Source organism: Moorena sp. SIO4A1 (genome assembly GCF_010672065.1).
Classification (GTDB): domain Bacteria; phylum Cyanobacteriota; class Cyanobacteriia; order Cyanobacteriales; family Coleofasciculaceae; genus Moorena.
This window is the reverse complement of the sequence record NZ_JAAHHX010000024.1, coordinates 48,301-73,802: the sequence shown is the minus strand read 5'-3', so window position 1 is coordinate 73,802 and position 25,502 is coordinate 48,301. Positions and strand designations below refer to the sequence as shown.

The 25,502-nt window shown below is 44.0% G+C and carries 21 protein-coding genes; 10 read left to right on the top strand and 11 right to left on the bottom strand.

What is annotated here, in order from left to right; all coding sequences use genetic code 11:
* Positions 1-10 precede the first annotated feature (10 nt).
* Positions 11-1,096: a glycerate kinase gene (locus F6K53_RS17485; RefSeq protein ID WP_293020593.1), complete on the bottom strand. Its 1,086-nt coding sequence runs from the start codon at positions 1,094-1,096 to the stop codon at positions 11-13.
* 89 nt (positions 1,097-1,185) lie between these two features.
* Complete coding sequence (locus F6K53_RS17480) at positions 1,186-1,536, bottom strand: DUF565 domain-containing protein (RefSeq protein WP_293020591.1); 351 nt, start codon at positions 1,534-1,536, stop codon at positions 1,186-1,188.
* Positions 1,537-1,637: 101 nt separating this feature from the next.
* Here F6K53_RS17480 and F6K53_RS17475 point away from each other — a divergent pair, with 101 nt between their 5' ends.
* Positions 1,638-3,599, top strand: coding sequence for a glycosyltransferase family 39 protein (locus tag F6K53_RS17475; RefSeq protein WP_293081435.1), 1,962 nt, complete (start codon positions 1,638-1,640; stop codon positions 3,597-3,599).
* A gap of 109 nt (positions 3,600-3,708) precedes the next feature.
* On the opposite strand, the gene F6K53_RS17470 is transcribed toward F6K53_RS17475, so the two are convergent.
* Both F6K53_RS17470 and F6K53_RS17465 read right to left on the bottom strand, forming a co-directional pair.
* Positions 3,709-4,746, bottom strand: a complete 1,038-nt coding sequence (locus F6K53_RS17470; protein ID WP_293068550.1) for a DUF2235 domain-containing protein — start codon at positions 4,744-4,746, stop codon at positions 3,709-3,711.
* Between the two features lie 685 nt (positions 4,747-5,431).
* Positions 5,432-9,094, bottom strand: a complete 3,663-nt coding sequence (locus tag F6K53_RS17465; RefSeq protein ID WP_293068553.1) for an ATP-binding protein — start codon at positions 9,092-9,094, stop codon at positions 5,432-5,434.
* A 316-nt stretch (positions 9,095-9,410) separates the two neighbouring features.
* Here F6K53_RS17465 and F6K53_RS17460 point away from each other — a divergent pair, with 316 nt between their 5' ends.
* The 4 genes from F6K53_RS17460 (at position 9,411) to F6K53_RS17445 (ending at position 13,653) form a co-directional block, all read left to right on the top strand.
* Entirely contained in the window at positions 9,411-10,331 is a 921-nt protein-coding gene (locus F6K53_RS17460) for a circadian clock protein KaiA (RefSeq protein ID WP_081431403.1), read from the top strand.
* 127 nt (positions 10,332-10,458) lie between these two features.
* Entirely contained in the window at positions 10,459-10,773 is a 315-nt protein-coding gene (gene kaiB / locus F6K53_RS17455) for a circadian clock protein KaiB (protein WP_008182352.1), read from the top strand.
* A 103-nt stretch (positions 10,774-10,876) separates the two neighbouring features.
* The gene (gene kaiC / locus F6K53_RS17450; protein ID WP_143727893.1) at positions 10,877-12,436 is read left to right on the top strand and encodes a circadian clock protein KaiC; all 1,560 of its coding nucleotides are present in this window, start codon (positions 10,877-10,879) and stop codon (positions 12,434-12,436) included.
* 149 nt (positions 12,437-12,585) lie between these two features.
* Entirely contained in the window at positions 12,586-13,653 is a 1,068-nt protein-coding gene (locus tag F6K53_RS17445) for an LOG family protein (RefSeq protein WP_075904972.1), read from the top strand.
* Between the two features lie 105 nt (positions 13,654-13,758).
* On the opposite strand, the gene F6K53_RS17440 is transcribed toward F6K53_RS17445, so the two are convergent.
* Positions 13,759-14,658: a DUF928 domain-containing protein gene (locus F6K53_RS17440; RefSeq protein ID WP_293058143.1), complete on the bottom strand. Its 900-nt coding sequence runs from the start codon at positions 14,656-14,658 to the stop codon at positions 13,759-13,761.
* A gap of 396 nt (positions 14,659-15,054) precedes the next feature.
* Between F6K53_RS17440 and F6K53_RS17435 the strand changes: the two genes are divergently transcribed.
* Together F6K53_RS17435 and bioF are read left to right on the top strand one after the other, a co-directional pair.
* Entirely contained in the window at positions 15,055-15,498 is a 444-nt protein-coding gene (locus tag F6K53_RS17435; RefSeq protein ID WP_293020574.1) for a hypothetical protein, read from the top strand.
* An 8-nt stretch (positions 15,499-15,506) separates the two neighbouring features.
* A complete protein-coding gene (gene bioF, locus F6K53_RS17430) occupies positions 15,507-16,676 on the top strand; it encodes an 8-amino-7-oxononanoate synthase (RefSeq protein ID WP_293068563.1) in 1,170 nt (389 codons plus the stop codon).
* A 19-nt stretch (positions 16,677-16,695) separates the two neighbouring features.
* Here bioF and F6K53_RS17425 read toward each other — a convergent pair whose 3' ends face one another.
* Complete coding sequence (locus F6K53_RS17425; protein WP_293068606.1) at positions 16,696-18,369, bottom strand: CocE/NonD family hydrolase; 1,674 nt, start codon at positions 18,367-18,369, stop codon at positions 16,696-16,698.
* Between the two features lie 37 nt (positions 18,370-18,406).
* Between F6K53_RS17425 and F6K53_RS17420 the strand changes: the two genes are divergently transcribed.
* A complete protein-coding gene (locus F6K53_RS17420; protein WP_293068566.1) occupies positions 18,407-18,628 on the top strand; it encodes a hypothetical protein in 222 nt (73 codons plus the stop codon).
* A 7-nt stretch (positions 18,629-18,635) separates the two neighbouring features.
* Here the strand turns inward: F6K53_RS17420 and F6K53_RS17415 are convergent, their stop codons facing one another.
* The 5 genes from F6K53_RS17415 to F6K53_RS17395 form a co-directional block, all read right to left on the bottom strand.
* Complete coding sequence (locus tag F6K53_RS17415; RefSeq protein ID WP_293068569.1) at positions 18,636-20,126, bottom strand: SLC13 family permease; 1,491 nt, start codon at positions 20,124-20,126, stop codon at positions 18,636-18,638.
* Between the two features lie 193 nt (positions 20,127-20,319).
* Positions 20,320-20,772: a cupin domain-containing protein gene (locus tag F6K53_RS17410; protein WP_293020568.1), complete on the bottom strand. Its 453-nt coding sequence runs from the start codon at positions 20,770-20,772 to the stop codon at positions 20,320-20,322.
* A 683-nt stretch (positions 20,773-21,455) separates the two neighbouring features.
* Positions 21,456-21,875: a S16 family serine protease gene (locus tag F6K53_RS17405; protein WP_293068575.1), complete on the bottom strand. Its 420-nt coding sequence runs from the start codon at positions 21,873-21,875 to the stop codon at positions 21,456-21,458.
* Between the two features lie 70 nt (positions 21,876-21,945).
* Entirely contained in the window at positions 21,946-22,422 is a 477-nt protein-coding gene (locus F6K53_RS17400; protein ID WP_075904737.1) for a nucleoside deaminase, read from the bottom strand.
* A gap of 158 nt (positions 22,423-22,580) precedes the next feature.
* Positions 22,581-22,724 (bottom strand): hypothetical protein, encoded by a 144-nt coding sequence (locus tag F6K53_RS17395; RefSeq protein WP_293027367.1) that lies wholly within the window; start codon positions 22,722-22,724, stop codon positions 22,581-22,583.
* A gap of 406 nt (positions 22,725-23,130) precedes the next feature.
* Between F6K53_RS17395 and F6K53_RS17390 the strand changes: the two genes are divergently transcribed.
* Together F6K53_RS17390 and murD are read left to right on the top strand one after the other, a co-directional pair.
* Positions 23,131-23,757, top strand: coding sequence for a Uma2 family endonuclease (locus F6K53_RS17390; protein WP_293027370.1), 627 nt, complete (start codon positions 23,131-23,133; stop codon positions 23,755-23,757).
* A gap of 218 nt (positions 23,758-23,975) precedes the next feature.
* Positions 23,976-25,433, top strand: a complete 1,458-nt coding sequence (gene murD, locus F6K53_RS17385) for a UDP-N-acetylmuramoyl-L-alanine--D-glutamate ligase (protein WP_293068582.1) — start codon at positions 23,976-23,978, stop codon at positions 25,431-25,433.
* Positions 25,434-25,502 lie beyond the last annotated feature (69 nt).

The following is a 25,502-nucleotide window of genomic DNA, read 5'->3' as shown; positions in this document are numbered from 1 at the left end:
TGGATCCATGCTAACCAGTATACCCTGGTGAATAAATCACACCAGGTGTGTGGTCAGGATTAATTTTAACCACCAAGTCTACTAGATTTGGGTTTCTAGTCAGGGGTGTAATGAATAATTCTGGATGGAGAGCTTTCCAAAAATAGTTGACAAAATCTCTAATTTGTGCATCTCCCATCCCGGACTTCCCCTGAGCAATCATCTGTTTCTCTGCCTGTAGTCGCCATTGCTGACTGAGGCGGTAGTCAGTAGGGTAGAGTACCATCAATCGGTCTAATCGTTCCCACAGCGGTACATAAAGCCTCAGTTGCTGATTCATATCCCGAGCAAACTCTCGGTCTTCCAGGGTCTGAATCGGTTCTGGAAGGGAGCCATCAAACACCTCTGGCTCAATGGGTCGAACCCCAACAAACCACCCTTCAAACAATACAATATCAATACTTTCGACCACCTCTGGAGTGATTCGGTCTCCAGCCCCCCCAAAAGCTGACTTATCAAACCGAGGCACGAGGATTTCTGCGGTAGGGGAAGGGGATCGTAATTGGTCTAATAGCTGTAAACCCAGCTCAACATCATGAGTGCCAGGGGGACCACGCCAGATCAGCCTGGGGTCTTGTTCTTGAAGCTGTTGTCGCTCCTTGTAGGTTTTGTAGAGGTCATCGATAGACAGGGTGAGAGTGCGTTCGCCTAATTTGTGGATAATCACACTTAAGACTGCCGCTAGAGTCGTTTTCCCAGTGCCCTGCCCTCCTAATATGCCTTGAATCAAAGGACGTCCCAGCTGTTTACGACAGGATACCAACGCCATGGCTAAAGGAAGCCAGAGGTTCCAAAGGGATAAGAGAGTCTTTTGCTGTGTTTCAGGAGTAGTTTCAAAATACGGTAGAGCGAGAATATCTGGGTAGACTATCTCAAACAAATGCGATCGCATTTGGATTACCTGTTCACCATTATCCTCTGTGATGCCAAACGCCTTTGCCTTTAGGTGATCAGCCAGTTCCTCAGCCAACAGTTGCTGACATTCCAGGGGATTTGGTGTTTGTCCTGATACCCACTGCTCGAGAATTTGACCAACGCTCTTGGTGTCTCTTTTCATTTATCGTTTGTCGGTCAGTAGTTGCATGGGAAATATCGCTTCTGAGGACTCAGCAGTGATTACTAACTGATTAATAACTGATTACTATTTCAAGAGCCAAGCTTGAAGGCTTCTAAATACATACTGTATACCAGACCAATCTTAAAAGCATTGACTAGATCTGCCAACCATGAAACCCGGTCAACGGTTTGATTTGATTTACCTTTTGGAAATTTACCGCTATAAATCAACCAGCTAAGTGGTTCTGTAAAAATAATCAACATCCCAGATAGTATCAATTCCTGGCCAGTTCCTGCTGTAGTACACAGGCCTTGTCCTACCAAGAAGCCACACAGAAAGCTAATCAGGATCATGGACAGGCGTCGCCAGGGATTAGCAAACCATAGCCCCAGCCGCGTCGATAAAAAATCAACTAAATTATTAAGACGGGTATTCTGCATCTACTACACTCATTTAAACAAGAATAACACACCTGTAGACCATGCTATCCCTTTTGGACTCATGATAGCCTGCTAGACCTCAATCACCCCCTAGCCCATTGATGAAGTTTAAATTAACTAATAGGTTTAAAAATTGGTGGCAATCTTGGCAACAGCATCCCACCACCCTATGGACACTTTCTATTCTGTGGTTACTCCTGATCAGCTGGCTAGCTTTTTTGTGGAATTTGGGCAACATCGGTTTAGTAGATGAAACTGAACCCTTGTTTGCTGAGGCCGCTCGCCAGATGACGGTTACAGGTGACTGGATTACCCCTTATTTCAATGGTGAGACTCGCTTTGATAAACCACCCCTAATCTACTGGTTGATGGCAATTGGTTACCGGTTGATTGGGGTGAATGAATGGGCAGTAAGACTGCCGTCAGCCCTGAGTGCGATCGCATTAACTGGATTAGCCTTTTACACCCTACGATATTATGGTGTTTCCCGTCCTGGTGCCTTTACCCCTGATCTAGATTCTAGTCAGCACAGGGATAGCAAAATCAACCCTTCCTATCTCCAGCGGCAGTTGTGGCTCTGTACCTGGATTGGTTCGACCCTGATGGCAGTGAATCTTCAAACCATTATCTGGGCAAGAACCGGCGTCTCAGATATGTTACTCAGCGCCTGTGTGGGTGGTGCATTACTAAGCTTTTTTCTAGGGTATGCCCATCGAAACCAGAGGAGCACAGGAGCACAGGAGCTCGGAAGCAGCGAAAAAACTGTTCCTAAAAGCCCCTCACCCCCTCACAAATACCCTTGCCGTTGGTACCTAGCCTGTTATGTGCTAATTGCTCTAGCTATCCTTACCAAAGGACCAGTCGGTATCGTTCTACCCACAGTAATTATTGGTGGTTTTCTGCTTTACCTGGGAAATGGCAGGGAAGTATTGCAGGAAATGTGCTTATTTAGAGGCATTTTGATTATTTTGGCTCTGACACTACCTTGGTATCTATTAGTAACCCTAGCCAATGGGCAAGCCTATATCGACTCGTTTTTTGGATATCACAATATTCAACGCTTTACTCGCACCGTTAACCGCCACGCTGGGCCTTGGTATTTTTATTTTCCAGTAGTACTGATAGCTTTTGCTCCTTGGTCGAGCTACTTGCCCTTTGCGATCGCACGACTAAAATTTTGGCGGCGGGTGCGGTGGCGTAACTCACCCCGTTCTACTCATTTAGGTTTATTTGCTCTGTTCTGGTTTGTAGGGATTTTCGGCTTTTTTACCATTGCTGCCACTAAACTACCCAGCTATGTCCTACCCCTAATTCCAGCTGCCGCCATTCTTTTGGCTTTATTGTGGAGTGACCAACTCACCTATACTAGTACCCTTTCCTGGTCTAGCCCTCTGCCCCTTTCCCCATCCATGGTACTCAGTAGCCTATTTAACCTCTTGTTGTTAATTGCCCTTGCCACTGCCATTTTCTTGGCTCCGGAATATATCGGTAGTGGACCAGCAGCACCCAACTTACCGGAGCAGTTGCAAGAATCCGGCTTAATGGTGAGGGGAGGTATTATTTGGAGTTTAACTGCTATTGTAGCAGCACTATTGCTGTGGCGACGTTGGTTGTTTGGGGTATGGATAGTCAACCTAGTGGGATTTTTAGCCTTTCTTATTTTCGTGTTGACCCCGACTTTCTTATTAGTGGATCAAGTGCGTCAATTACCCCTACGGCAATTATCTGCCATTGCTGTTCAAGAAAAGCAATCCTCAGAAGAATTGATTATGATTGGTTTCAAAAAACCCAGTGTGGTTTTTTACACCCAGCAACCCGTCACCTACATGAGCAAAGGCAAAAAAGCACGAAATTACATGAAAGAAATAGCAGTGACTCAGCCTTCACCTCCCTCAGTTTTGATGTTAGCTAGGAATAAAAGGCTAAAGAAAGCCAAGCTAAAACCTGACCAATATACTACCTTAGCTAGTCTTGGTCCCTATAAACTGATTCGGGTTTCAAAACAAATTTTTGTTGATAACTCTAAAATTAAAAATTTAAAATTAAGTTGTCACACTTCATAATTCATACTTCATACTTCATGCTTCATGCTTCATAATTCACAATTTTATTCAAATAACAAATTACTAATTATTAGCTGTTGACTAGTCAACCAAAATTGACATCATTATTTTACTTCTGTTGCTTCTGTTCTAATAGTTGATTGAGTCTGGAGACGTGCTTTTTAGGCAGATTGCTCGGTCGATAATCTGGCCGCCTCAGCCAGCGTTCTCTTACACTCTCGTGAAGGTCATTAAAGTTATCAGAAATAATCTCTCTTTGCTTGCGCCGTGTGAACTTAAATAGACCCAGATCATTGTTGAAATCAATTTCATAGTCAATGTTGATACCAGTAGGAATTGCGCTTGGGTCAAACTCAAGACCAAGACCGATCTTGGCGATTGAGTCCATCATCCACTGCAGTGCGCAGTCGGACAAGCCGCTCTGCTCCTGGGAGCCACCACCGACGGAGCCGTGAACCCCTGGAAACCATACTTCAAGAACCTTAAGGTCGCTTTTGTCCATTGGAGTCACGTCAAACACTTTGCGCTGCTCATCAATGGATACAGCGTGCAACCCATGCTTAATAATCGGACTCAAAGAGGTATCGTGGAATCTATACTTTTCGTTGACCTTTTTGTCAAACCGCAAAAAGGGGGATAAATTAGGGATACCAAGGGAACCAACGGTATCCCAGCAGCCAAGCAAGGTAATGGGAACACGTTCTCCGTATTTTTCGCGGAATGCTACCATTTGTTGGTGATTGGGCTTGATATCCCGAGAGCGGTACAGTTCGTAGGCTTCCGGAGCTTTACGGATCTCGGAACGGGATAGCAAGCCTGAGTTATAAATCATTCCAGCGAGACTGCGCACGGTGTAAGCCCCACGACTGAAACCGAACAGGTAGATTTCGTCACCAGGGACGTAGTTCAAGCAAAGAAAGCGATAAGCATCCTGGATATTGCTATCAATCCCTCTTCCAAAAGCGCCACCGAAAAGCTTGCTCTTCAGAGAGTCTTCTGTGCCAATTCCCTCATCGTAGAATACGATTTGTAGAATTCCGTCACTACCCAGTGGTTTAACTGCCTGAGCAATCTTAACCACATTGGTTGGGTAAGTACTTGATAAATCTTGCCATGTTCCATCACAACATACCACAAGACGTTTCATGGTCTACCTCCTTTAAAAAACTTACTTACTCTTACTTACTATTTGAAACTATTTCAATTAATTAAAGTAAATACTTTCGAGCAACTCAGATGATAGAGCGATCGCTCTATTCATTAACCATAAGCCATATTAGATATTTGCACTTATTTTTGTAAAAAGTATTACTTTTTAATCATCCTTTTTTCAACCGTTTATAGTTTTTTGGTTTGCCGTTGCAATTTTTAGTTTTATTATTGTTAATTAGTTTTACAAAAAATTAATTAACAATAATAAAACTAATTAACGATTACGGTATTAATTAGCAACAAATATTAACTGTGATTAACTATAAATGCTAAGGGAAACGTGATCAAAATCCAAATAACTTTGGGTGGATAGGAGCTGTCTTATCCATATTAGCTTTAATTTCGAAAGAAGGCTCACGCCATAATCGTTGATTTGCGGTGGGATGAATTGCGACCAACCAACACATTGGGCGCAGGGCATCCTTATGGTAAACTATCATGATCAGATAGTTAGGAATTGCTTTTGTTTGTACTTGAATGCAAAAGAGGGAGGTTAACAAAACAGTTTGCCATAATTGACTAGATGATCCCCACGGCTGGCTTTGTTCGCAACAAGTGTCTCCAAGACTGGATGGATAATCACGGTGTCAGATAATATGACCGACTTGCATCCCACTCCTTTAAAGGGTTGGGTTCATGACCTGCTTAATCTGTTTCAATAACTGGGTCATTGACTGAGAATTCCAGTGTACAATCTGAGTAGCAATTTTCTCAAGCAGCAACTCCAACTGAGAATTCAAGTTACTACTGTTACTACTCTGGATTACTGGATCGTGCTGCTTAGGGTCTAATCGATGATCCAAAACCAGAATGGGTGGTTGCTCTGGCAATTGAGCAAGAGTTATCAATCCTTTTGAATGTTCTGAAGGATTAGTGAGATCTGTTAATCGAATCAGCAGCAAGTCCACACTTTTTCCCTGAATTTGACGGTATACTTCTGCCCAAGAACAGGCGAGTAAGCTGCAATAACCAGCAGTTTGTAAGTATTGAATCAGTGCCTGTAGCCAAGATGTTGATGATTTTCCAGCCATTGACAACCCGTAGGATAAGTCAGACGATTCAACGTTCAATCTGTTAACCTGTAACGGATTACCCCTAAACTTTGTCCTCTGCTCCCCCGTGTCCATCACTAAAATGGTAGGCTTGCAACTGATTCCAGCTGCCACTTGAATGACTTGCAGTATGGCAGCCATCTTTTGTTGATTATTTGGTGCTAAACAGGGATAGACCGAAAGACCAGTTACTTGATTAGCTGCTTCTGTAGTTTGGTGATCCAGGGTTACTAGTGGTAAACTACTCAAGCCAGGATATGATGAAAACTGATTCAAGTAGATGAAAGGGTCTATCAGTCGAGCACCATTTAATACAATCACATCTGGATTCCAAACCCGGCTCAATAACTCAGCTTGATCGAAATCATCGGCTTCGAGTACCCGATAATTGAGGTCTAAGTGTTCTAGACTCAATAGTGAAGTTAACTCATAAGTCAGTTCAGACGAGTCAGGGTTCTGGTAAGATTCTACAGAATAGCCTTTTCGTCCATCACCAGGATTGAGATAGAGAATCGTTAGCACACTACTGGTATTACTCTCGTCTTTAGCCAGACGAGAAAGGTTTTCTCGTAATGCTTCCTCTTGTACCGGCAAACTTAAGAAACCATCAGCTTTGTTGTGGGTTGCCTGCTGTTTTTCAGCCTGGGTTGCTGTTACCAAAACCGGAATGTGATTAGTTTGGGCATCGGACTTTAGCAGTGTTAGGACATCCCAACCAGAAAGTTTTGGTAGTAGGGGATTGAGTAAGATAGCATAGGGTTGTAAACGACGGGCTTTTTCGATTGCTTCCGTACCAGAGCGGGCAACCACTACCCAATAGCCTAAACTCTTGAGCTGTTCCGTCAATCCTTCCAGGTAACGAGGTACAGCTTCCACAATTAACACTAAACGGTTGGGCGTCGAAGATGGGGGGTGAGAAGTTGCCGTCGGGGCAATCCCTGATAGTTGCTCATCCCAATTGTCCAATTGATCAGAGGAAGCCTGGGGAGGACAAGGGGGGAAGAGTAAGGTAAACTGACTACCGACCCCTGCCTTGGAAATAAACGAGACATCTCCACCATGCAAGTGAGCTAGATGTTGTGTTAAGACTAATCCCAGACCCGTCCCCTCAAAGCTACGAGTGAGAGGCTTTTCCAGCTGTTGGAATTTCTGAAAGATCAAGTGCTGTTTATCAGCGGGAATACCAATGCCAGTGTCCCAGACCGTGAAAGCAATCCAACCTTGCCACCAATTGACCTTCAGACCAATTTCACCACTGCCATCGGTAAACTTAAGGGCATTAGAAAACAGATGCACCAACATTTGCCGTAAGCGCAACTCGTCAGCAATCAGCATTTCTAAACCCGGTTCAATCTCTAGGGTGAATTTTGTGGGATAATCTCGATTGTTGTCCTCGGAGTGTTTTGAGTCTATCTCAGAGCGAGCTTGGTCATAAGCGCGATCGCATACAGTCCGAATTTGCACCGGTTCGACGGTAAGTTTCAGCTGACCAGTCTCCATACGGGTCAAATCCAGAATATCGTTGACCACAGCCATTAGCTTACGTCCACTCTGATAAATTAACTGCGCATAACGGGATTGACGTTGATTGAGTTCCCCTAGGGCTTGGTCTTTCAACAAAGTTGACAAACCCAAAATCGCAGTTATAGGTGTTTTCAGTTCGTGGCTAATGCAAGCTAAAAACTCATCTTTGAGTCGGTTGAGTTGCACTAAATCAGCATTTTTCGCTGCCAGTTCTTGGGCAAAGAGTCGTTGCTCTGTGGTATCTTGAGCCAAGACTAGGTATAATTTAGAGTTGGGTGACTCAGACCTAGAGATTGGAGATCTCGAATAGTCAAAAGCGACCTTAGGCTCGCAACTGTCAGTTTCTAGTCCTCCTTCCCAAAGAGCAGCGATAGCAGGTGACAGAGGAATTTTGACAAACGAGAATACCCGCTCCTGGCTGTTTGAAAGAGTTGGATCAGTTGGCGCAGCGGTTTCCTGGCAGGGGGTATGGTTTCCCCTGGTTTTCTTGACTGGTGATGAAAAGAGCAGCACGCGCTCGTGAATAGTGGTTGCTGCTTGATAGGGAGTATCAAGAGCACAGTATTGCCCAAGCGCAGCTTGTTCAGAGGTTTTGTCTCCCTGGTCAGAAACATTGCCCACAGATAATGGCCATTGTCCTGGAGAGGTCGGAGCAGATTGGTCATGAAAGGTTGGGGAATTCTGGGTATCAGGCTGACGCCACTGGAAGTCTGATGTCAAGGGCTCTTCCATCGATTGCTTCAAACCTTCCTTACTGACTTCCCTGGAGACATCATTGGATAACAGACGATTGTAAGAAGAACGGTAGGGTATCTTTTCCCTAGCTCCAGGGTTTTTCTGGGCAGAGGTACTATTCTTAGTGCCTGTGGTGCTACTATTTCCCGGATTCCCCTGGGATGATGTCTCAATCTGCTCACGCCAGGTCAGATTCTCGGCTAAAACTTTTCCCGTCGAGGTTTGTATGCTTAGGGGTAATGGCAGTTGTTCTAACAGTTGGACTAATGGGTTAATGCCCTTGAACTGGGGAGTTTTAGTTAGGGCTTCCTCCTGAGTTTTCAGTCCTGAGTTGATTCGAGATGATAATCCTAGGGAATTGACCCAAGAACTCTTGGCTGTTAATCGATAGTCTGGGTGGTGAGTCCTGAGGGGATTAGGGTTCAGTCCCTTGGGTTGAGTACGCTTTACTATCGATTCAGAACGTTGTTGGGTGAATGTGGATGCTAATGATTTTAACAGCAGCCAACTGTTAAGGAGTCCGATAAATTTCTGGTCCCCATCTACTAATGCCCAGTGTTCCTGATCTCGGATGGGGAATTGGTTAAATTCTCTATCCCAGTTGCTGCCCAACTCCCCTAACCCCCCCTCCCTACTTCCATGGTCTTGTAGGTAGTACCAGAATTGGTTTAGACTCAGCTTACCTGGTAGGATGGTTATGGGTTCAATGATGTTTGGCTCTAGCCAAGATAGTGGTTTGTGAAGAAAACCAGTTGTCATTGTTGTTCCTGAGCTACATACCTTAGCTAAGGAGAGCAGGTGAGGCATGATCTGCCTTAGCTTCACTACTCCCACAGGATATTGGTGTTCGCTGACTACCACAATCGAGTCATGCCTTGAACCATTAAAAATATCTAGCAGAGTAGCCAACTCAGAGGTCCTTTGACAAACAGGAACTAGCTGGGCAAATTTTTGGATACTGGGAGTAGGCATGGACATAACCAATCTAGCTTCAACAGCGGTTGAGCGCTACAGTAGCAACACATCCTCCTAAAGTAGCAACAAAGGAATTCACTCAAGCCCAACAGGGCTAGACTATCCCCTAATGCTTGAAGAGCAAGTACTTTTCAATATACTGCTCAACACTGGGGATATAGTGAGGCGCGAAATCAAAATTAATTTCAATTATCAGACTGTTTCAATTTAATTTAATTTATATTAAGCCCATTGTTAAAAAAAATGTTAAAATCTTACTGGTTTAAGCACTCTTATATAGTAAGAGTAACCAGTTTGATATTCGGGACCTGTTGTGTTGCTTTCCCAACTAACCATATGTACGCTGATCAGTTCTGATGCCCTAGCTCAATCCCTTTCTCAGGTTTTGGGTAGCGAGCAATATATTGTACACTCTACTAGCTCAGAATCTGAGTTTTTCGAGGTGGTTGAGCAACATAAACAGGATCTTGATTGTTTGGTATTGCAGGATACCGACACACTTCCCCAGGTGATCCAGTACTTGTACCTGCAAGGAACCACCTTACCTGCAGTATTTTTGCGGTCGGACTCCCCAGAAATTCCCCCTAGGGTTGACAGAAATCAACAGCTCGGCTCTAACCAGACGACCCATAAATTCACCACCAGATCCAGGGCTTATCTGTTCCATCCGGCAGAAGTCGAACTTAGTATTCACCAATTACCTGAAATTGGCGATTTCATCCAAAAGGCGATCACCGGGTTTTTGTCCCTGGCTCCCGCCTGTAACTTACCCAGGTCATCTGACCCGGTTTATCCTACCCTCGCAGTAGCTAATTACAGTTTCTTGAGTAAGCAGCAGCATCGGTTAGCTGAAAAGCTCAGGGAAAGACTTGGATACCTTGGTGTGTACTACAAGAGAAATCCTCGGCTTTTTTTTCGTAATCTATCTCTCAACGACAGGGATGAGCTGTTAGAACACTTAAGATCAGAGTATCGTCAAATTGTTCTACAGTACTTTGCACCGGGAGATACCCTAAACCAAGACATTGATCATTTTGTAGAACAAGTGTTTTTTGCGGATATTTCTATATCTAAGATTGTAGAAATTCATATGGAACTGATGGATGAATTTTCCAAACAGTTGCAGCTGGAAGGCCGTAGAGAGGATATACTGCTTGACTATCGCCTGACGTTAATCGACGTGATTGCTCACTTAGGTGAAATGTATCGCCGTTCCATCCCCAGAGAACTGTAAGATCAGCAGAATCGGATCAACATTGAGTAGTAAGCTTGATGGGAGGCTCTCCTAAAAAACCGTTTCCTTGAGTTCCTTGATCCCTTGTATTGACCTTTAACCCATCTTCTCCTAAACTTACGAGCCTATGAGTTCCTATAAAAAAACCTATGTTCTCAAGCTTTATGTAGCTGGGAACACCCCCAACTCCGTCAGGGCTTTGAGAACACTGAAAACTATTCTCGAACAGGAATTCCAAGGGGTTTACGCTCTCAAAGTAATTGATGTTCTTAAGAGCCCCCAACTAGCTGAGGAAGATAAAATTTTGGCAACACCAACCTTGGCAAAAGTTTTACCGCCTCCTGTGCGAAAAATCATTGGGGACCTCTCGGATCGGGAAAAAGTCTTGATCGGCTTAGATTTGCTCTATGAAGAACTCCGTGAAGGAGATTTGGATTTCTAAATAGATTATACCATTTTAGATTAAAGCGTGAAAATTTAGCAAGTCAGCAACACCATTAAACTAAACTTTTTTTTTTGATTAAGAACATTTACTTACGACCAATATGAATCAATTGAATCAAAATGAACAATATCAAAACTCAGTAACAACGGTCGGTGTCCAGAAAATACGGACAATGATCGAAGGATTCGATGAGATCTCTCATGGCGGTTTACCATCTGGTAGAACCACCCTGGTCAGTGGAACGTCTGGCACGGGAAAAACTCTATTAGCCGTTCAATTTCTTTACAACGGCATTAGCAATTTTGATGAAGCTGGTGTGTTTGTTACATTTGAAGAATCACCCACAGATATCACCAAAAATGCATCGAGCTTTGGTTGGGAGCTAAATAAACTAGTTAATGAAGGCAAGCTATTTATTCTGGATGCTTCCCCGGATCCAGAAGGACAGGACATTGTCGGCAACTTCGACCTGTCTGCTCTGATCGAGCGTATTCAGTACGCCATTCACAAATACAAAGCCAAGCGAGTTTCCATTGACTCAATCACTGCCATCTTTCAGCAGTACGATGCTGCTTCGGTGGTACGGCGAGAAATTTTTCGCCTAGTGGCACGCCTGAAAAACATTGGTGTAACCACCATTATGACCACAGAGCGAGTTGAAGAGTATGGACCAGTAGCTAGATTCGGGGTGGAAGAGTTTGTCTCAGATAATGTGGTCATTGTCCGTAATGTCCTGGAAGGGGAACGCCGACGCCGCACTATAGAAATTCTCAAGCTGCGGGGTACCACCCATATGAAAGGAGAATACCCCTTTACTATTACCGATCAAGGGATCAACATCTTCCCCTTAGGAGCAATGCGACTGACTCAACGGTCTTCCATGGCCAGAGTGTCTTCGGGAATCAAAACTCTTGATGTGATGTGTGGTGGTGGTTTCTTCAAGGATTCCATTATCCTGGCAACGGGTGCCACAGGTACTGGCAAAACCTTGTTAGTGAGCAAGTTTATCGAAAATGCTTGCATACAAGGTGATCGCGCCATCCTGTTTGCTTATGAAGAATCTCGGGCTCAGCTATCTCGTAATGCATCGTCTTGGGGCATTAATTTTGAGGAAATGGAACAAAAGGGTTTATTAAAAATTCTTTGTTCTTATCCAGAATCAGCGGGCTTAGAAGACCACTTACAACGGATTAAAACAGAAATTGCTGAATTTAAGCCCTCTCGGATTGCCATCGACTCTCTTTCTGCTTTAGCACGGGGAGTCAGCAACAATGCCTTTCGGCAGTTTGTGATTGGTGTGACGGGCTATGCCAAGCAAGAAGAAATAACTGGCTTTTTTACCAATACCACCGATAAATTTCTGGGCTCTGACTCCATTACCGATTCCCATATTTCCACAATTACTGACACAATTATAATGTTACAGTATGTGGAAATTCGTGGTGAAATGTCCCGTGCTATCAATGTGTTTAAGATGCGTGGCTCTTGGCATGATACAGGGATCAGAGAGTACACTATTAGTAAGGATGGACCAGAAATTAAGGATTCCTTCCGCAATTACGAACGAATTATCAGTGGTTCTCCCACTCGTATTCCCGTCGATGAAAAAAGCGAACTCTCTCGGATTTTTAAAGGCGTTCGTGATAAGTCGGTGGAATAATCTTGAGTCCGCTTAATCACTTCGTATTCAGGAAAATCGTTAATTGTTAATTGTTAATTGTTAATGGCTCCTTGACTATTGACAATTTTTAATTTTCAATTTTAAATTGATGAAAAACCTTTAATGATAAGTAGTCAACTGGATACGATATGACTCTATCTCCTTCTGCGGATGGCTTCAAGTCACTGTCAAACGATTTAGCAACACTGATTGACCAGCTACCTAATCTGGAAAATCGTAAATTGATCAAACGGTCTCTTGCAGTGCTAGTGCGACTAACTGGGGAAGAAATTGACCGTCTAGATTGGAAAATAATCACCGCTTCTCTAGAAGATATGGAGCGGGCATTTCAAGTTTTTTATCCCTATCGTCATGTCCGGAAAGTTACCATTTTCGGTTCATCGCGCCTTGCTCCAAATACTCCTGAATATCAGCTGGCAGCTGAATTTGCTCATCATTTAACCCAGCAGGGATTTATGGTAATGACTGGTGCTGGTCCTGGCATTATGGAGGCAGGAAACAAAGGTGCTGGCTCTAAGCATTCGTTTGGTCTGAATATTCAACTACCGTTTGAGAACGACGCAAATTCGTTTATTGCAGGGGATCCCAAGCTGATTGAGTTCAAGTATTTTTTCACTCGCAAGCTATTTTTTATCAAGGAAACTGATGCGCTTACCTTATTTCCTGGTGGCTTTGGTACTCAGGATGAAGCCTTTGAGTCTTTAACCCTTTGTCAAACAGGACGATTAGAACCAACTCCTTTAGTACTGATTGATAAACCTGGTGGCACCTACTGGAAAGATTGGGATGCTTATATTCAAAAGCACCTCATGCAACGGGGTTTGATCAGTCCAGAGGATTCCAGTCTCTATACCATCACAGATAACTTAGATGTGGCTTACGAAACAATTAATCGGTTTTACCGGGTTTATCACTCTAGCCGCTATGTCAGAGATCAATTCGTCATTCGCCTCAAATCTGAGTTGTCAGATCCTGAGGTTGAACAGCTAAATCAGGATTTTAGCGATATCTTGGTTCAGGGACGGATTGAGAAAAGTCAGGTTTTACCAGAAGAACTACCTGATGAAACTGCTGAACTTCCCCGTCTGGTTTTCTACTTCAATCGACGAGATGTTAGCCGTCTTTACCAGCTACTCGCTACTATTAATCACATGGGTGTTTCTCAAGAGAGTACAACTCATCCGGAACTGAAATAAGGCTTGGATGCTTGCATCCTTAAAATACACAGCAGGCTCGACCAATGACCAATAACGGTAAATGACCCACTCGAGTGCTGGTAATGGAATTAGACGGACTTGATCTTAAAATTCCAGAAGGGGTGCAAGCGCGATCGCATCTAAGTCAACAGACTGCAATAATTTCACCCAATCCTTGATTAGCAGGTCATTGTCAGAATTTTGCTGACGTAGCTTAGCTAGAGCATTAAGGGTATCATACCACAGCCCTGATCTGGCATAGATAATCGCTTTCTGTTCTAATGTCCCTTGGTCTAACTGATTTTTGAGGGATGGGTTGAGTGACATCCGTTTTACCCACCCTGTCACTACAGGAGACCCCAGTGGCTCACATTGAACCACAAAGTACCAACGATACTGTTTACCAACCTCAAGGGAGGCGACTGTTGATGGAAGTTCGATGCCTACTACACTTGGTGAGGATGATGAGGCAACAAATTTAGTCCAGTAGATTTCGTTATGGTTTTCATCTTGTAGCACAAACTCCAAAGGCAAGTCCGGTGTCAGGGCATAGGGAACATAAAACCAGAAGGTGGGATGAGAAACAACGGTTAAGCCGAAAACCGATTCTGTTCGCGTAGCGTGACCTACGGTCAATGAAATTTGACCCTCACTGGCAATGGTGGTAGTAGCAGGGACCAAGGCAGTCAAAGGTTCTTTGACTTGTGGACATCGCCCACGCCTTGCGGCTGCTTTTCGTTTACCGGGTACGCCTCGTTCCGGTACATCTGGTGGCATCCAAGCTAGACTGATGGGTAATGGCTGTGAAGTTCTTGAAGTCCTTAGCTCTTGCTCTCGGTGGTTGTGAGCCACTTCTGCTGTTGGGGAACGTTGAGCTGAATCCAACCGGGAATTGTTAGTATTAGCTGTTGAAATACGTGGCAAGGCAATACTGCTACTAAAGCTGACAATTGCTAATGTAATTCCTAAGATTGGCGGTGCTAACGGTAGTTTTATCTTGCTCATGATTCATAAAGAGTAATTTTCAAGGAATGTTTCCTTGTGATTGGTCAGGTTATTGGTCAGTTGTTACTTCCTATCCCTAGTTTTTTGGATCTCGTTGCTACTCTCATTATCACTCAATTGAATGAACTATCTAATTTTTTCTACTGACCAGTGATTATTTTCTATATCTAGTTTGATATACAATCTGGTAATTGACTAATCCAGAATTGAAACATAGTTCATTTTCAGGACTTACGTAGCTACTCTACCTGGTGAATTTAGACTATTTCGTAGCAAAAAAATATTATTGTGTCAACTACCTTTTGATAGGGATGGAGAGTTAACAGTTCTGGCAATTCATCACCAACTGCAATCTATAATTTAATTGGGGATAAATGAGTCAATACCATTAGGATCGTGATTAGTTTAGTACCAGACGTGAAAAATTACCAAAAATCTTTTTTTAATCAAAAACTGTTTATCATTGTCTTGTTGCTCAGTGTGGGAGTAACATTACTCAGTAGCTGCTCCCCTAACAAAATGGAGAAGTGCAAGCTGATTGAGGTTGAACCCAGGGAAGTTGAGCTAGACATCAAAGACACTGATATTGAAGGATGGGAATTGGAGGTACTTTGTGGTGACCAACTTTGGGACATCCCATGGTCAGAGATTAATCGCCACTTTAAGATTGACCTCAAGAAGTATTATTCGAAGAATCCACAAGCAGCTCAACGGCAGCTGCAACGACTGGAGCAACGACTAGTTTTCTATAAACAAGACAACAAGAGGGGAAATATCCTATACGGTTCTTTGGATAGTAATCCAGAGTTAGTTGGGGTGAAGGCGAAAAAAGATGATTAGCACAAATAATGCCTACTGACCCTTATGCTTGGCTAAAGCCATCCCTGGCCACGATTGAGAAAGCCAGTTGGTATCGTTCTGTACAAACTGTACAAAGTATGCCTGGTGCTGTGGTGCAACTGGAAGGGCGAGAGGTGATTAACTTTGCTAGTAATGACTATCTGGGACTGGCGGGCTCACCTCCCTTAATTGCAGCCGCAGTTAGTGCTACTAAGGACTATGGTACTGGTAGCACTGGTTCGAGATTACTCACTGGACACCGGGAACTGCATAGACAATTGGAAAATGCGATCGCATCTCTCAAACAAACTGAAGATGCGATAGTCTATAGCTCTGGGTATTTAGCGAATATAGGCACGATTGCAGCGTTAGTAGGGAAACGGGATTTAATCCTAGGGGATCAATACAACCACTCCAGCCTCAAAAATGGGGCAATTTTGAGCGGTGCCCAGGTAATCGATTATGAGCACTGCAATATGGCTTCTTTGCAGGGTAAACTGATTGAATACCGACAACAGTACCGGCGCTGCTTAATTGTTACTGATAGCGTCTTTAGCATGGATGGTGATTTATGCCCCTTGCCTGAGCTATTAGGGTTAGCAAACCAATTTAATTGTATGCTTCTGGTGGATGAAGCCCATGCTACCGGAGTTTTGGGCGCTACAGGCGCTGGGTGTGTCGAACATTTTGGCTGTACTGGAGAAACGATTATTCAAGTGGGCACCCTCAGTAAAGCTTTGGGGAGTTTGGGAGGGTATGTTGCGGGTTCAGCGGTTTTAATTGATTTCCTCCGAAATCGTTCTCCTAGCTGGATTTACACCACTGCCTTATCTCCAGCAGATACAGCAGCAGCATTGGCAGCAATCCAAATTGTCCAACAAGAACCAGAACGGTGCGCTCAACTGAGGAATAATGTAGAGACTCTCAAACAGTTAATTACTCAGCAGTTGCCTAATCTCAACTGTTTGCCTTCTGAGTCGCCTATCCTGTGCATTTCCATAAATAGTGCTACTGAGGCTCTTACTGTTGGCGAAACCTTGAAAGCAGCTGGTATCTTTGCCCCTGCTATTCGTCCTCCTACAGTGCCTACCAGTCGAATTCGGATCTCAGTTATGGCAACTCATACACTGGATCATTTCCAGCAGTTAGTTGCTGCTTTGGGGACCTGTCAGCTATAGCGCTTACTTATAATGGCGCTCATTGTTGGTCAGACCTAAAAATAGGTAATAAAACACGAGTTGGATAATCCTCTCCACAACTCACCTTCAAAGTAATAATCTGAGCATCCATCAATCGACTTTCACTAGGGAAAGCCCCGGTGCCGGAATTGACTGGATAAGCCGGAAAACAAGCCCCACTTAAGCTCAAGCGCAACTGATTTCCTTTGGCAATACGCACACAAGTTGCCTGCAATCTAATCCGCCACGGATTAGTAGTATTGTCCCCAGGATTGACCCGTCTATATCCCTGAGTGACATGGGTTACCCTGCCATCGGGATGGACTTCTGACAACACTGCACAGATATCAAAACTCGGAGTATCAGCGGTGCAAAACACCTCAAATACGACATCCCCTACCAAATGTAAATCTTCTGCTAAGGGTTCAGAGGTGTAGGTTAAAACATCTGTGCGACAATCTATGGCAGTGCGATCGCATGAACCGACTGGCATCCCTGCATGACCCCCCATTGCTGGAACTGGACGCCAAGGGTCATGAACTAATAAGTCACAGGATAGATCACAGGTATGCTGGATTTGGGATACTCCCTCTGTCTGCGATCGCTGTTGCATTTCTTGAGACTCTTCTGGGACTAATTTTCCAGAATCTTCCCTGACACTGGCTAAACCGGAAGTTACCAGATAATAAGATTTTTGATTGCCATCAGGCCAACGATCAAAATAACGCCACCGATTAGTTCCCATCTCAAATAGACAAACAGGCGGTTGCTCAACCACGTTGGTATCAATTCCCTTTAGGAACTGGTCAAACCAACGCACTTGCAAGGCATCAACCGGACTATTCGCCTGGGGACCGTAATCCACTGCTCCCACTTTACGCCCCCAAGGCAGGTGCGCCCAAGGTCCAATGATCAGATGCTGGGGCGAACTGCCATGAGATGCCATATCCTTATATAAATGAAGTGTCCCTCGCAAAAATGGGTCAAACCATCCCCCAATGTGTAACATGGGCATGTCTACATCCTGCATCATTCCCTTGGGAGATAGTTTTTGCCAGTATTCATCTGGGTGAGGATGGTCTAACCAGTCGTGATAAAAAGAGTCTGGTGCTAAGTCTTGGAGAATTTGAGGGCGAGCGGGAATTGGGTCATACAGGGGTAAATTCCGAGATGCTGCATACAGCAGTTGATAGGCTTGCTGATCTGACCGCAATCGTGCCGTTTCTGTTGCTAATTGTATCCCCCAACCCAGATTAGCTTGTAAACAAAACGCTCCTCCCTCATAGGCCCAATCGCCATATAAATCATAGCCAATCATCGCTGGACAGATCGTTTTCAGAGCGCTGGGATAGCTGGCAGCAGCGTACAGTTGAGTCATCCCCTGATAGGAAAAGCCATACATGCCCACATCCCCAGTGCTACCGGGTAAAGTTGCTGCCCAGTTCACACTATCAAAGCCATCTTCTACTTCGTGGGCAAACAAATCAAACTTACCCTCTGAAGTGCCCCTCCCCCTGACATCTTGAATCACTACAATGTAACCCTGGGCAGCATACCAAGTGGGATGAGCATAGACTACCGTAGATGCGATCGCTCTGCCATAGGGTTGCCGCATCAGCAACACCGGACACTCACCGGCGCTATCGGGACGGTAGATATCCGCATCCAGCCGCACTCCATCCCGTGTTACCATTGATGCCGTTTCTTGTTTTACCTTCAACCTTCCAACCTTGGCCAAAAGGCCACGCTACGCGAACAACCTTCCAACCTTGGCCAAAAGGCCACGCTACGCGAACAACCTTCCAACCTTGGCCAAAAGGCCACGCTACGCGAACAACCTTCCAACCTTGGCCAAAAGGCCACGCTACGCGAACAACCTTCCAACCTTGGCCAAAAGGCCACGCTACGCGAACAACCTTCCAACTTTCAACCTTCTAACCTTCAACTTGTAACTTCTAGTCACCCCAACATGGGGATAGCTACAAAATTCATCAACAAACTTACTAGAATTACCCCCACGATATTTAAAACTAATCCTACCTTAGCCATGGTATAAATTGGGAAATACTCTTGAGAGTAAACAATGGCATTGGGAGCAGTTGCGACTGGCAGCATAAACGAGAAGGAAGCAGAAATTGCTGCGGGCCACATCAACAAAGCAGGTGATACATTTATAATCGGTGCAGCAGTAGCTAAAATAGGCATAATCAGAGCTGTGGTTGCTGTATTCGAGGTCACTTCTGTCAAAAAGGTCATAAATACACAGATGCAAACCACCATCAAAACCGTTGAAAGTCCCTGCAATCCAATTTGTAAATTATACCCTAGGAATTGAGACAACCCTGACGCAGCAAACCCTTTAGAAATTGCAATTCCACCACCAAATAGCAGCAATATTCCCCAAGGAATTTTGACAGCGGTTTCCCAGTCTAGGAGGTTAATTTTATCCCCCGTCTCTGTTTTTACAGGAACTATAAACATGATCACAGCAATTAGGGCAGCCACACTGGTATCATGAACAAAGTTAGCCACGCCCAGATAGGTTGCCCAACCCGTTAATGTAAAGGAACCGATGGTGATATCTGCCCGAAAAATCCACAACAATGCCATTAACCCAAATAAAATAGCAACGTATTTTTCTCCCTGAGACATTTTCTCCAGTTTCTGGACTTCTTTGTCTGAAATATTAAAATAGTCTGAGGATAAACTGTTATTATCAAGCTTGACTATTATTTTAGTTAAATAGATCCAAGTTAACAATATAAATATCAAAACAGCTGGCACTCCCACCATCATCCATTGAAAAAACGTAATGGCGGTATTGTCTGGAAAGTTTTCTTTTAATTGTGCCAGAAATATCAGGTTAGGTGGAGTCCCGATCGGGGTTCCAATCCCACCAATATTAGCAGCGTAGGCAATTCCAAGCATTAGGGAAGTTCCCAGAGTTTTCCCTACATCAATATTGGGATTAGCAAGAGCCGTTTGTTCGATAATAGAGATAGCTATTGGCAGCATCATCAAGGTGATAGCTGTATTCGATATCCACATCGACAATACTGCTGTTGCTAGCATAAACCCCAAAATTAACCTGGTCGGTTTGGTACCAACAACGCTAATAATGTGGAAAGCAATCCGCTGATGTAGGTTATATTTTTCAACCGCTTTAGCAATAAAAAAAACTGCCATCAATAACAATACTACATCAGAAGCATAGGCGGAAGCAACCTCTTCAGCAGAAACAATTCCTAAAAAGGGAAATAAACCCAAGGGAATTATCGAGGTGGCGGCAATCGGGATAGTTTCAGCAATCCAAAAAACTGCCATGAGAAGCGTTGCTCCTAGCATTATCACAGCAGTTGGTGGTAAATTTTCAGGGAGTAATGCTGGAAAACATGAAAGGAGCCAGCATAGGGTAAAAATACTAACTCCTAGGTAAAAGCTTTTTTTCATCAACAGGACTTACGCAGTAACTCTACTTGTAGTAGTAAGGTGCTTTATTAACGAAGCCTACACTATAAGTGAGTTTAGAGTCGAGTTTTGCGTAAGTCCTGTTATTGCTGGATTTAACAGGTTTGGGATTTACTCTGGGATTTTATTAAATAGAAAGTGATGAACAGTCCCAGATATCCAGCTATTCAATTATTCAACAGGCTACCAACACATCTTGACCCCCAAGCACTCTCATATCCTCTTGATCGAATTCAACCGGTGTACCACTGCGAACTAGTTCAGCAAAGTCGTCATTAGGCACCATCCAGCACAGGGTATACAAACGCTCAGTCCCAGTATTTCTAATTTCATGAATTCCTGTAGGCGGCACTAATAACGTATCTCCAGTCCGCAGCTGAACGATTTTGCCATCGCAGCTAGCTAAGCCTTGACCCTTGAGGATATAGAACATTTCTACTCCAATTTGATGATAATGGAGCGGAGTCTTTCCTCCTGGCTCAAAAATCTCTACACAAAATGTTATTGAAGCATTAGCACTGTCTGGATCGAAGACAATGGCTAAGCGATTTTTATCCTGGGGACTAATACGATAAGCTTGGTAGTCTTTGGGAGACCTAACTACGGGAATCATGCAACGATTATCCATGGTTGATTTATTACTGTTGAGGGTTGACTTTTGATAATTTAATTTATCACTTAATTAGTTAAGTGCTTTGAGAGTTGTCGGAGCATCTTTGACCAACTCAAAGCCAAGCATTGGTTAGAATTGTAAATGGTAACTTGTAGTGAGTAATGTTCGTCAATCATCTAGTAAGATAGTGGCACCATAGTCTTTGAATAGCTGTAGTTTACTTTATCTACCAATTCCTAGCTATTAAATTTAATATTATCTAAATTTTTTTGGGACGATTCACTTACATTCGGTAGAGTTTGTAAAGAAATATGAAATAGTCCTTGAATTCCCCTAAACCTCACAGCCTATACTCCACATTTTTTTGGGGGCGATTGACTTAATCCGTAACAGTTTGTAAAGAAATATGAAATCGCCCTTGAATTTCCCTAAACCCCATAGCCTAGACTCCACCTCAACCAGCAATCTCTATTTGTTTCTAGGTAGGTAATAAATAGGAGTAGATATCTAATTGCTAGGGGGTTGACAAAATTACCTTTTACCTGATCGCTTTTCTGGTTTTCCATGGCCTCGAATCAGATCATCCAAGATTCGGTCTAATCTTTCCACAGCAGCATTAGTCGAAACCTGTTGCGCGCGCTACTTGTTCTTGTAGAGCCGTGAATCGTTCGATACTTGGAGTAAGCGATCGCTTTAATTCAATTACTAAACATCTGAAACAGTTTAGTTATCTTGTGATGACCATCCCGTGCATCTTGCTGAGATTTGACTTCCTGTTGGTGGAGTAGGGCATTCTCCAACACTTGTTCAATGCGATCGCATAAAATAAATTCCATTTGGTTACGCACATCGTCCGGCACGTCAACTAGGTCTTTCTGATTCTGTTGCGGTAATAGCACTCGTGTGATACCAGACCGGTGCGCTGCTAACACCTTTTCTCGCACTCCACCAATGGGGAGTACTTCACCACTGAGGTTTATTTCTCCCGTCATGGCAGTATCCGTGCGTACCGATTGATTCATCAACAGGGATGCGATCGCTGTTACCATAGTTACCCCTGCAGAGGGTCCATCTTTGGGAATTGCACCGGCAAGTGTCGAAAGCTCGTAAGAGAACAACCAGGAAGCCGAAGAAGTGATTCATTGGAAGCGATCACCATAATCTTTGATTTGGTGTAGGAGGATGTCACTAATACTCTACCTTATCGGTTTTATCTTGCCATTCTTGGAAAGCTCTTAAGGCTTCATCCCGCATCAATTGAATTATTGGAAGTTTGCGATCGCTTATGGGCAAGTCCAATTCCTCGTAAATGAACTGGTCATCAAATCCAATTTGAGCCGCATCAGCTTTAGTATTGGCATAGTAAACCTTGTCCAGCCTAGCCCAGTAGATCGCCCCGAGGCACATCGGGCATGGCTCACAGCTAGTATAGAGTTCGCAACCGGTCAGTTGAAAATTCTGTAAGACCTTGCAGGCATCACGGATAGCTACAATTTCAGCATGTGCCGTAGGATCATTCGTGGAGGTGACTTGATTATGAGCTTTGGCAATAATCTCTCCATCCTTGACAACCACTGCTCCAAACGGACCTCCCTTTCCAGACCTAACGCTGATCACAGATAGAGCAATGGCCTCGTTCATAAACCGACTGTTGGGCTGTGTCATGAATTTCCATGGTTTAGAATTCTCGCTTCGCCATGATAGCTCAGTGGTCAGGTGCGCAATTTGAAGAAGGTGGGTTACGGCGCTTCCCAAGACTGATTGATAATCTCTCAAATCTTTCCCGCGCCTAACCCACCCTACGGAATATCTAGGGCTTTGCCTTAACCTAGGGTCATTTTGATGTGCTCCATAATTTTCTGCTTCCTAGCCTCTGAATATAAGGAAGGCTGCTGCTGAGGCAGTTGGGTAGTTTTCTCCAGGTGCTCCATGATTTTCTGTTTGCGTTGTTCTTCTGAAGTAGCCATAGTTAATATGTTTAGAAATATTGCATTACATTAACTTATGTTAAGATTCCTCGGCTCAGATGGCAAGGTCAAATCCCCATATTCCCCTCAGGCTTAAAGCTGCTGGAGTTTTTGGGGTGCTAAACCCAGCATCTGTTGATATTTGTTTATTTTTGATATAATTAAAGTCTTTAAATGCAATCCCAAAGTTCTTCTCAATCAGCTGGTGGTTGCGATTGCGTTCGCGAAGCGGTTCTTTTGGAACATTGAATTGTCCACAATCCCTGTCAAAAAATTTTTTTCTCAGCTTGATATAGAGGATGCTTAGCAGTTATCAGCACTTTGTAACTTACCCAATTGATAACTGCTATAGAGAGTAATTCTATACTAAAAAAATGACCTATTATTAGCTTCGGAGATAAAACTAATGGTAGTGACGAAACCGAGAGCAGATCGGGTGGTTTTACATAACATTTCCTGGAAACAGTTTGAAAATCTGCTGCTAGATTTAGGTGACCATCGATCTGCTCGTTTAGCCTATGATTATGGTACCCTTGAGATTATGACTCCTTTAGCTGAACATGAATATTATAAAGAGGTGATTGGTGACCTAGTTAAGGAGCTGGCAGATGAACTAGATTTCGACTACGAAAGTTTAGGGTCAACAACCTGGCGGCGAGAGAGTAGCTTAGCTGGGGTAGAAGCAGATAATTGTTTTTATATCCAAAATGAAGCCGCGATTCGAGGCAGGTTGGACTTAGATCTCAACCAAGATCCCCCCCCAGATCTCGCTCTAGAAATTGATGTAACTAGTAAATCACTGCCTCGTTTGCCAATCTATTCTCGCTTGGGAGTCCCAGAAATCTGGTGCTATGATGCTGGCAAACTAACAATTTACTTACTGCAAGAGGGTGAGTATGTAGAACAAGCCAAGAGTAGGGTTTTTCCTGAGTTACCGATTCAAGAGCTTCCTAGTTTAATTGAGCGCCATCGGGCTAATGGGAGGCGGGCAATTCGGCGAGCAGTGCGAGATTGGGCAAGGAACTATTTTTAAAATATTCGATATTTTTGGATAATATTTAAGTCCTATTAATGTCAAGTAATAAAGAATTATAGCGTTGATAATACTTATAAAGTAAAGTCAAATTTATTCCCCCTACTCCCTACTCCCTACTCCCTACTCCCAAAAAGTAAGTAACTTATCCAATTCAAAACCGCTATAACTGCTATAGTTATAAACGGCAAACCATCAGATGCACTACCAATCAAAGTATGCCTAAGGCTGATGTTATTGGATTAGGACGCTCAGGTCTTGCAGCCGCAAGACTTCTAAGAAAAGAAGGTTGGGATGTCACTCTCAGCGATGCTGCTAGCCCTGAACGCATCGCTGTACGTTATACCCCAGAAGACTGGCAACACCAACAACAACAGCTTGCCAGAGACGGAATTAATCTTAAACTGGGTTATTCCCTAACCCTAGACTCTTCAGACTTACCCCAGCTGATTGTAGTTAGTCCTGGTGTTCCCTGGGATATACCAGTGTTAGTTGCGGCCAGGACCCAAGGCATTGAAACCATAGGGGAAATTGAACTAGCTTGGCGTTATCTCCAATCCTGTCCATGGGTAGGTGTTACTGGTACTAACGGCAAAACTACTACCACCTCCCTGATTGCTGCTATTTTTCAAGAAGCTGGTTTCCATGCCCCCGCCTGCGGTAACATTGGTTATGCCGCTTGCGAACTCCTCCTAGCACCAGAAATCACGGGTAAACCCCAGGAAACATCCCCAATCGATTGGGTAATTGGGGAAATCAGCAGTTACCAAATCGAATCTTCCAAAGACCTTGCCCCTCGTATTGGTGTCTTGACAACCTTGACTCCTGACCACCTCAGCCGTCACAAAACCCTGGAAAACTATTATGACATCAAGGCATCTTTACTGCGTCGCTCCCAGTTACAAGTTATCAATGGGGATGACCCTTACCTGGGTAATTTGGGAGTAAACTATTGGCCCGATGCCTATTGGATTAGTATCACAGCTGGTCAGGGGGACAGGAATTTTAAACCTTGGGCCTACATCCAAGATGACTGGGTGATAGCAGACTCAGAACCGATCTTGCCAGTGAAATCCTTACAGATGGTTGGAGATCACAATCGACAAAATTTATTAATGGCAGTGGCAACAGCACGATTGGCAGGAATTGATAAAAATGCGATCGCATCCGCCATTGCCAAGTTTCCTGGTGTTCCCCATCGCCTAGAAAAGGTGATTACCTGGCAGGGGATAGACTTCATCAATGATAGTAAAGCCACCAACTATGATGCGGCTCAAGTCGGTTTAGCCTCAGTAGCTGCACCCACTATTCTAATTGCTGGTGGTGAAGCCAAAGCTGGTGATGATACCAGTTGGATTGAGACCATTAAACTCAAAGCAGCGGTTGTCTTACTCATTGGTGAAGCTGCACCTGCTTTTGCGGCACGCCTTAAGGAAGCTAGCTATTCCAGTTACGAAATTGTGGAAACTATGGCGAAAGCGGTACCAAGAGCAGCAGAACTAGCTCAACAGTATAATTCTAGTGTTGTCCTGCTTTCTCCTGCCTGTGCTAGCTTTGACCAATACCAAAGCTTTGAACATCGCGGGGATGATTTCCGCAGGTTGTGTCAGCAGCACCTTACTACTATAGCAAAGGGAACAGGGAACAGGGAGCAGGGAACAGGAACCCACCCCTAACCCCTCCCAGGAGGGGAACGGGAGTAGGGAATATGGCATCAAAAATTATCACAATTCCTACACGGATTG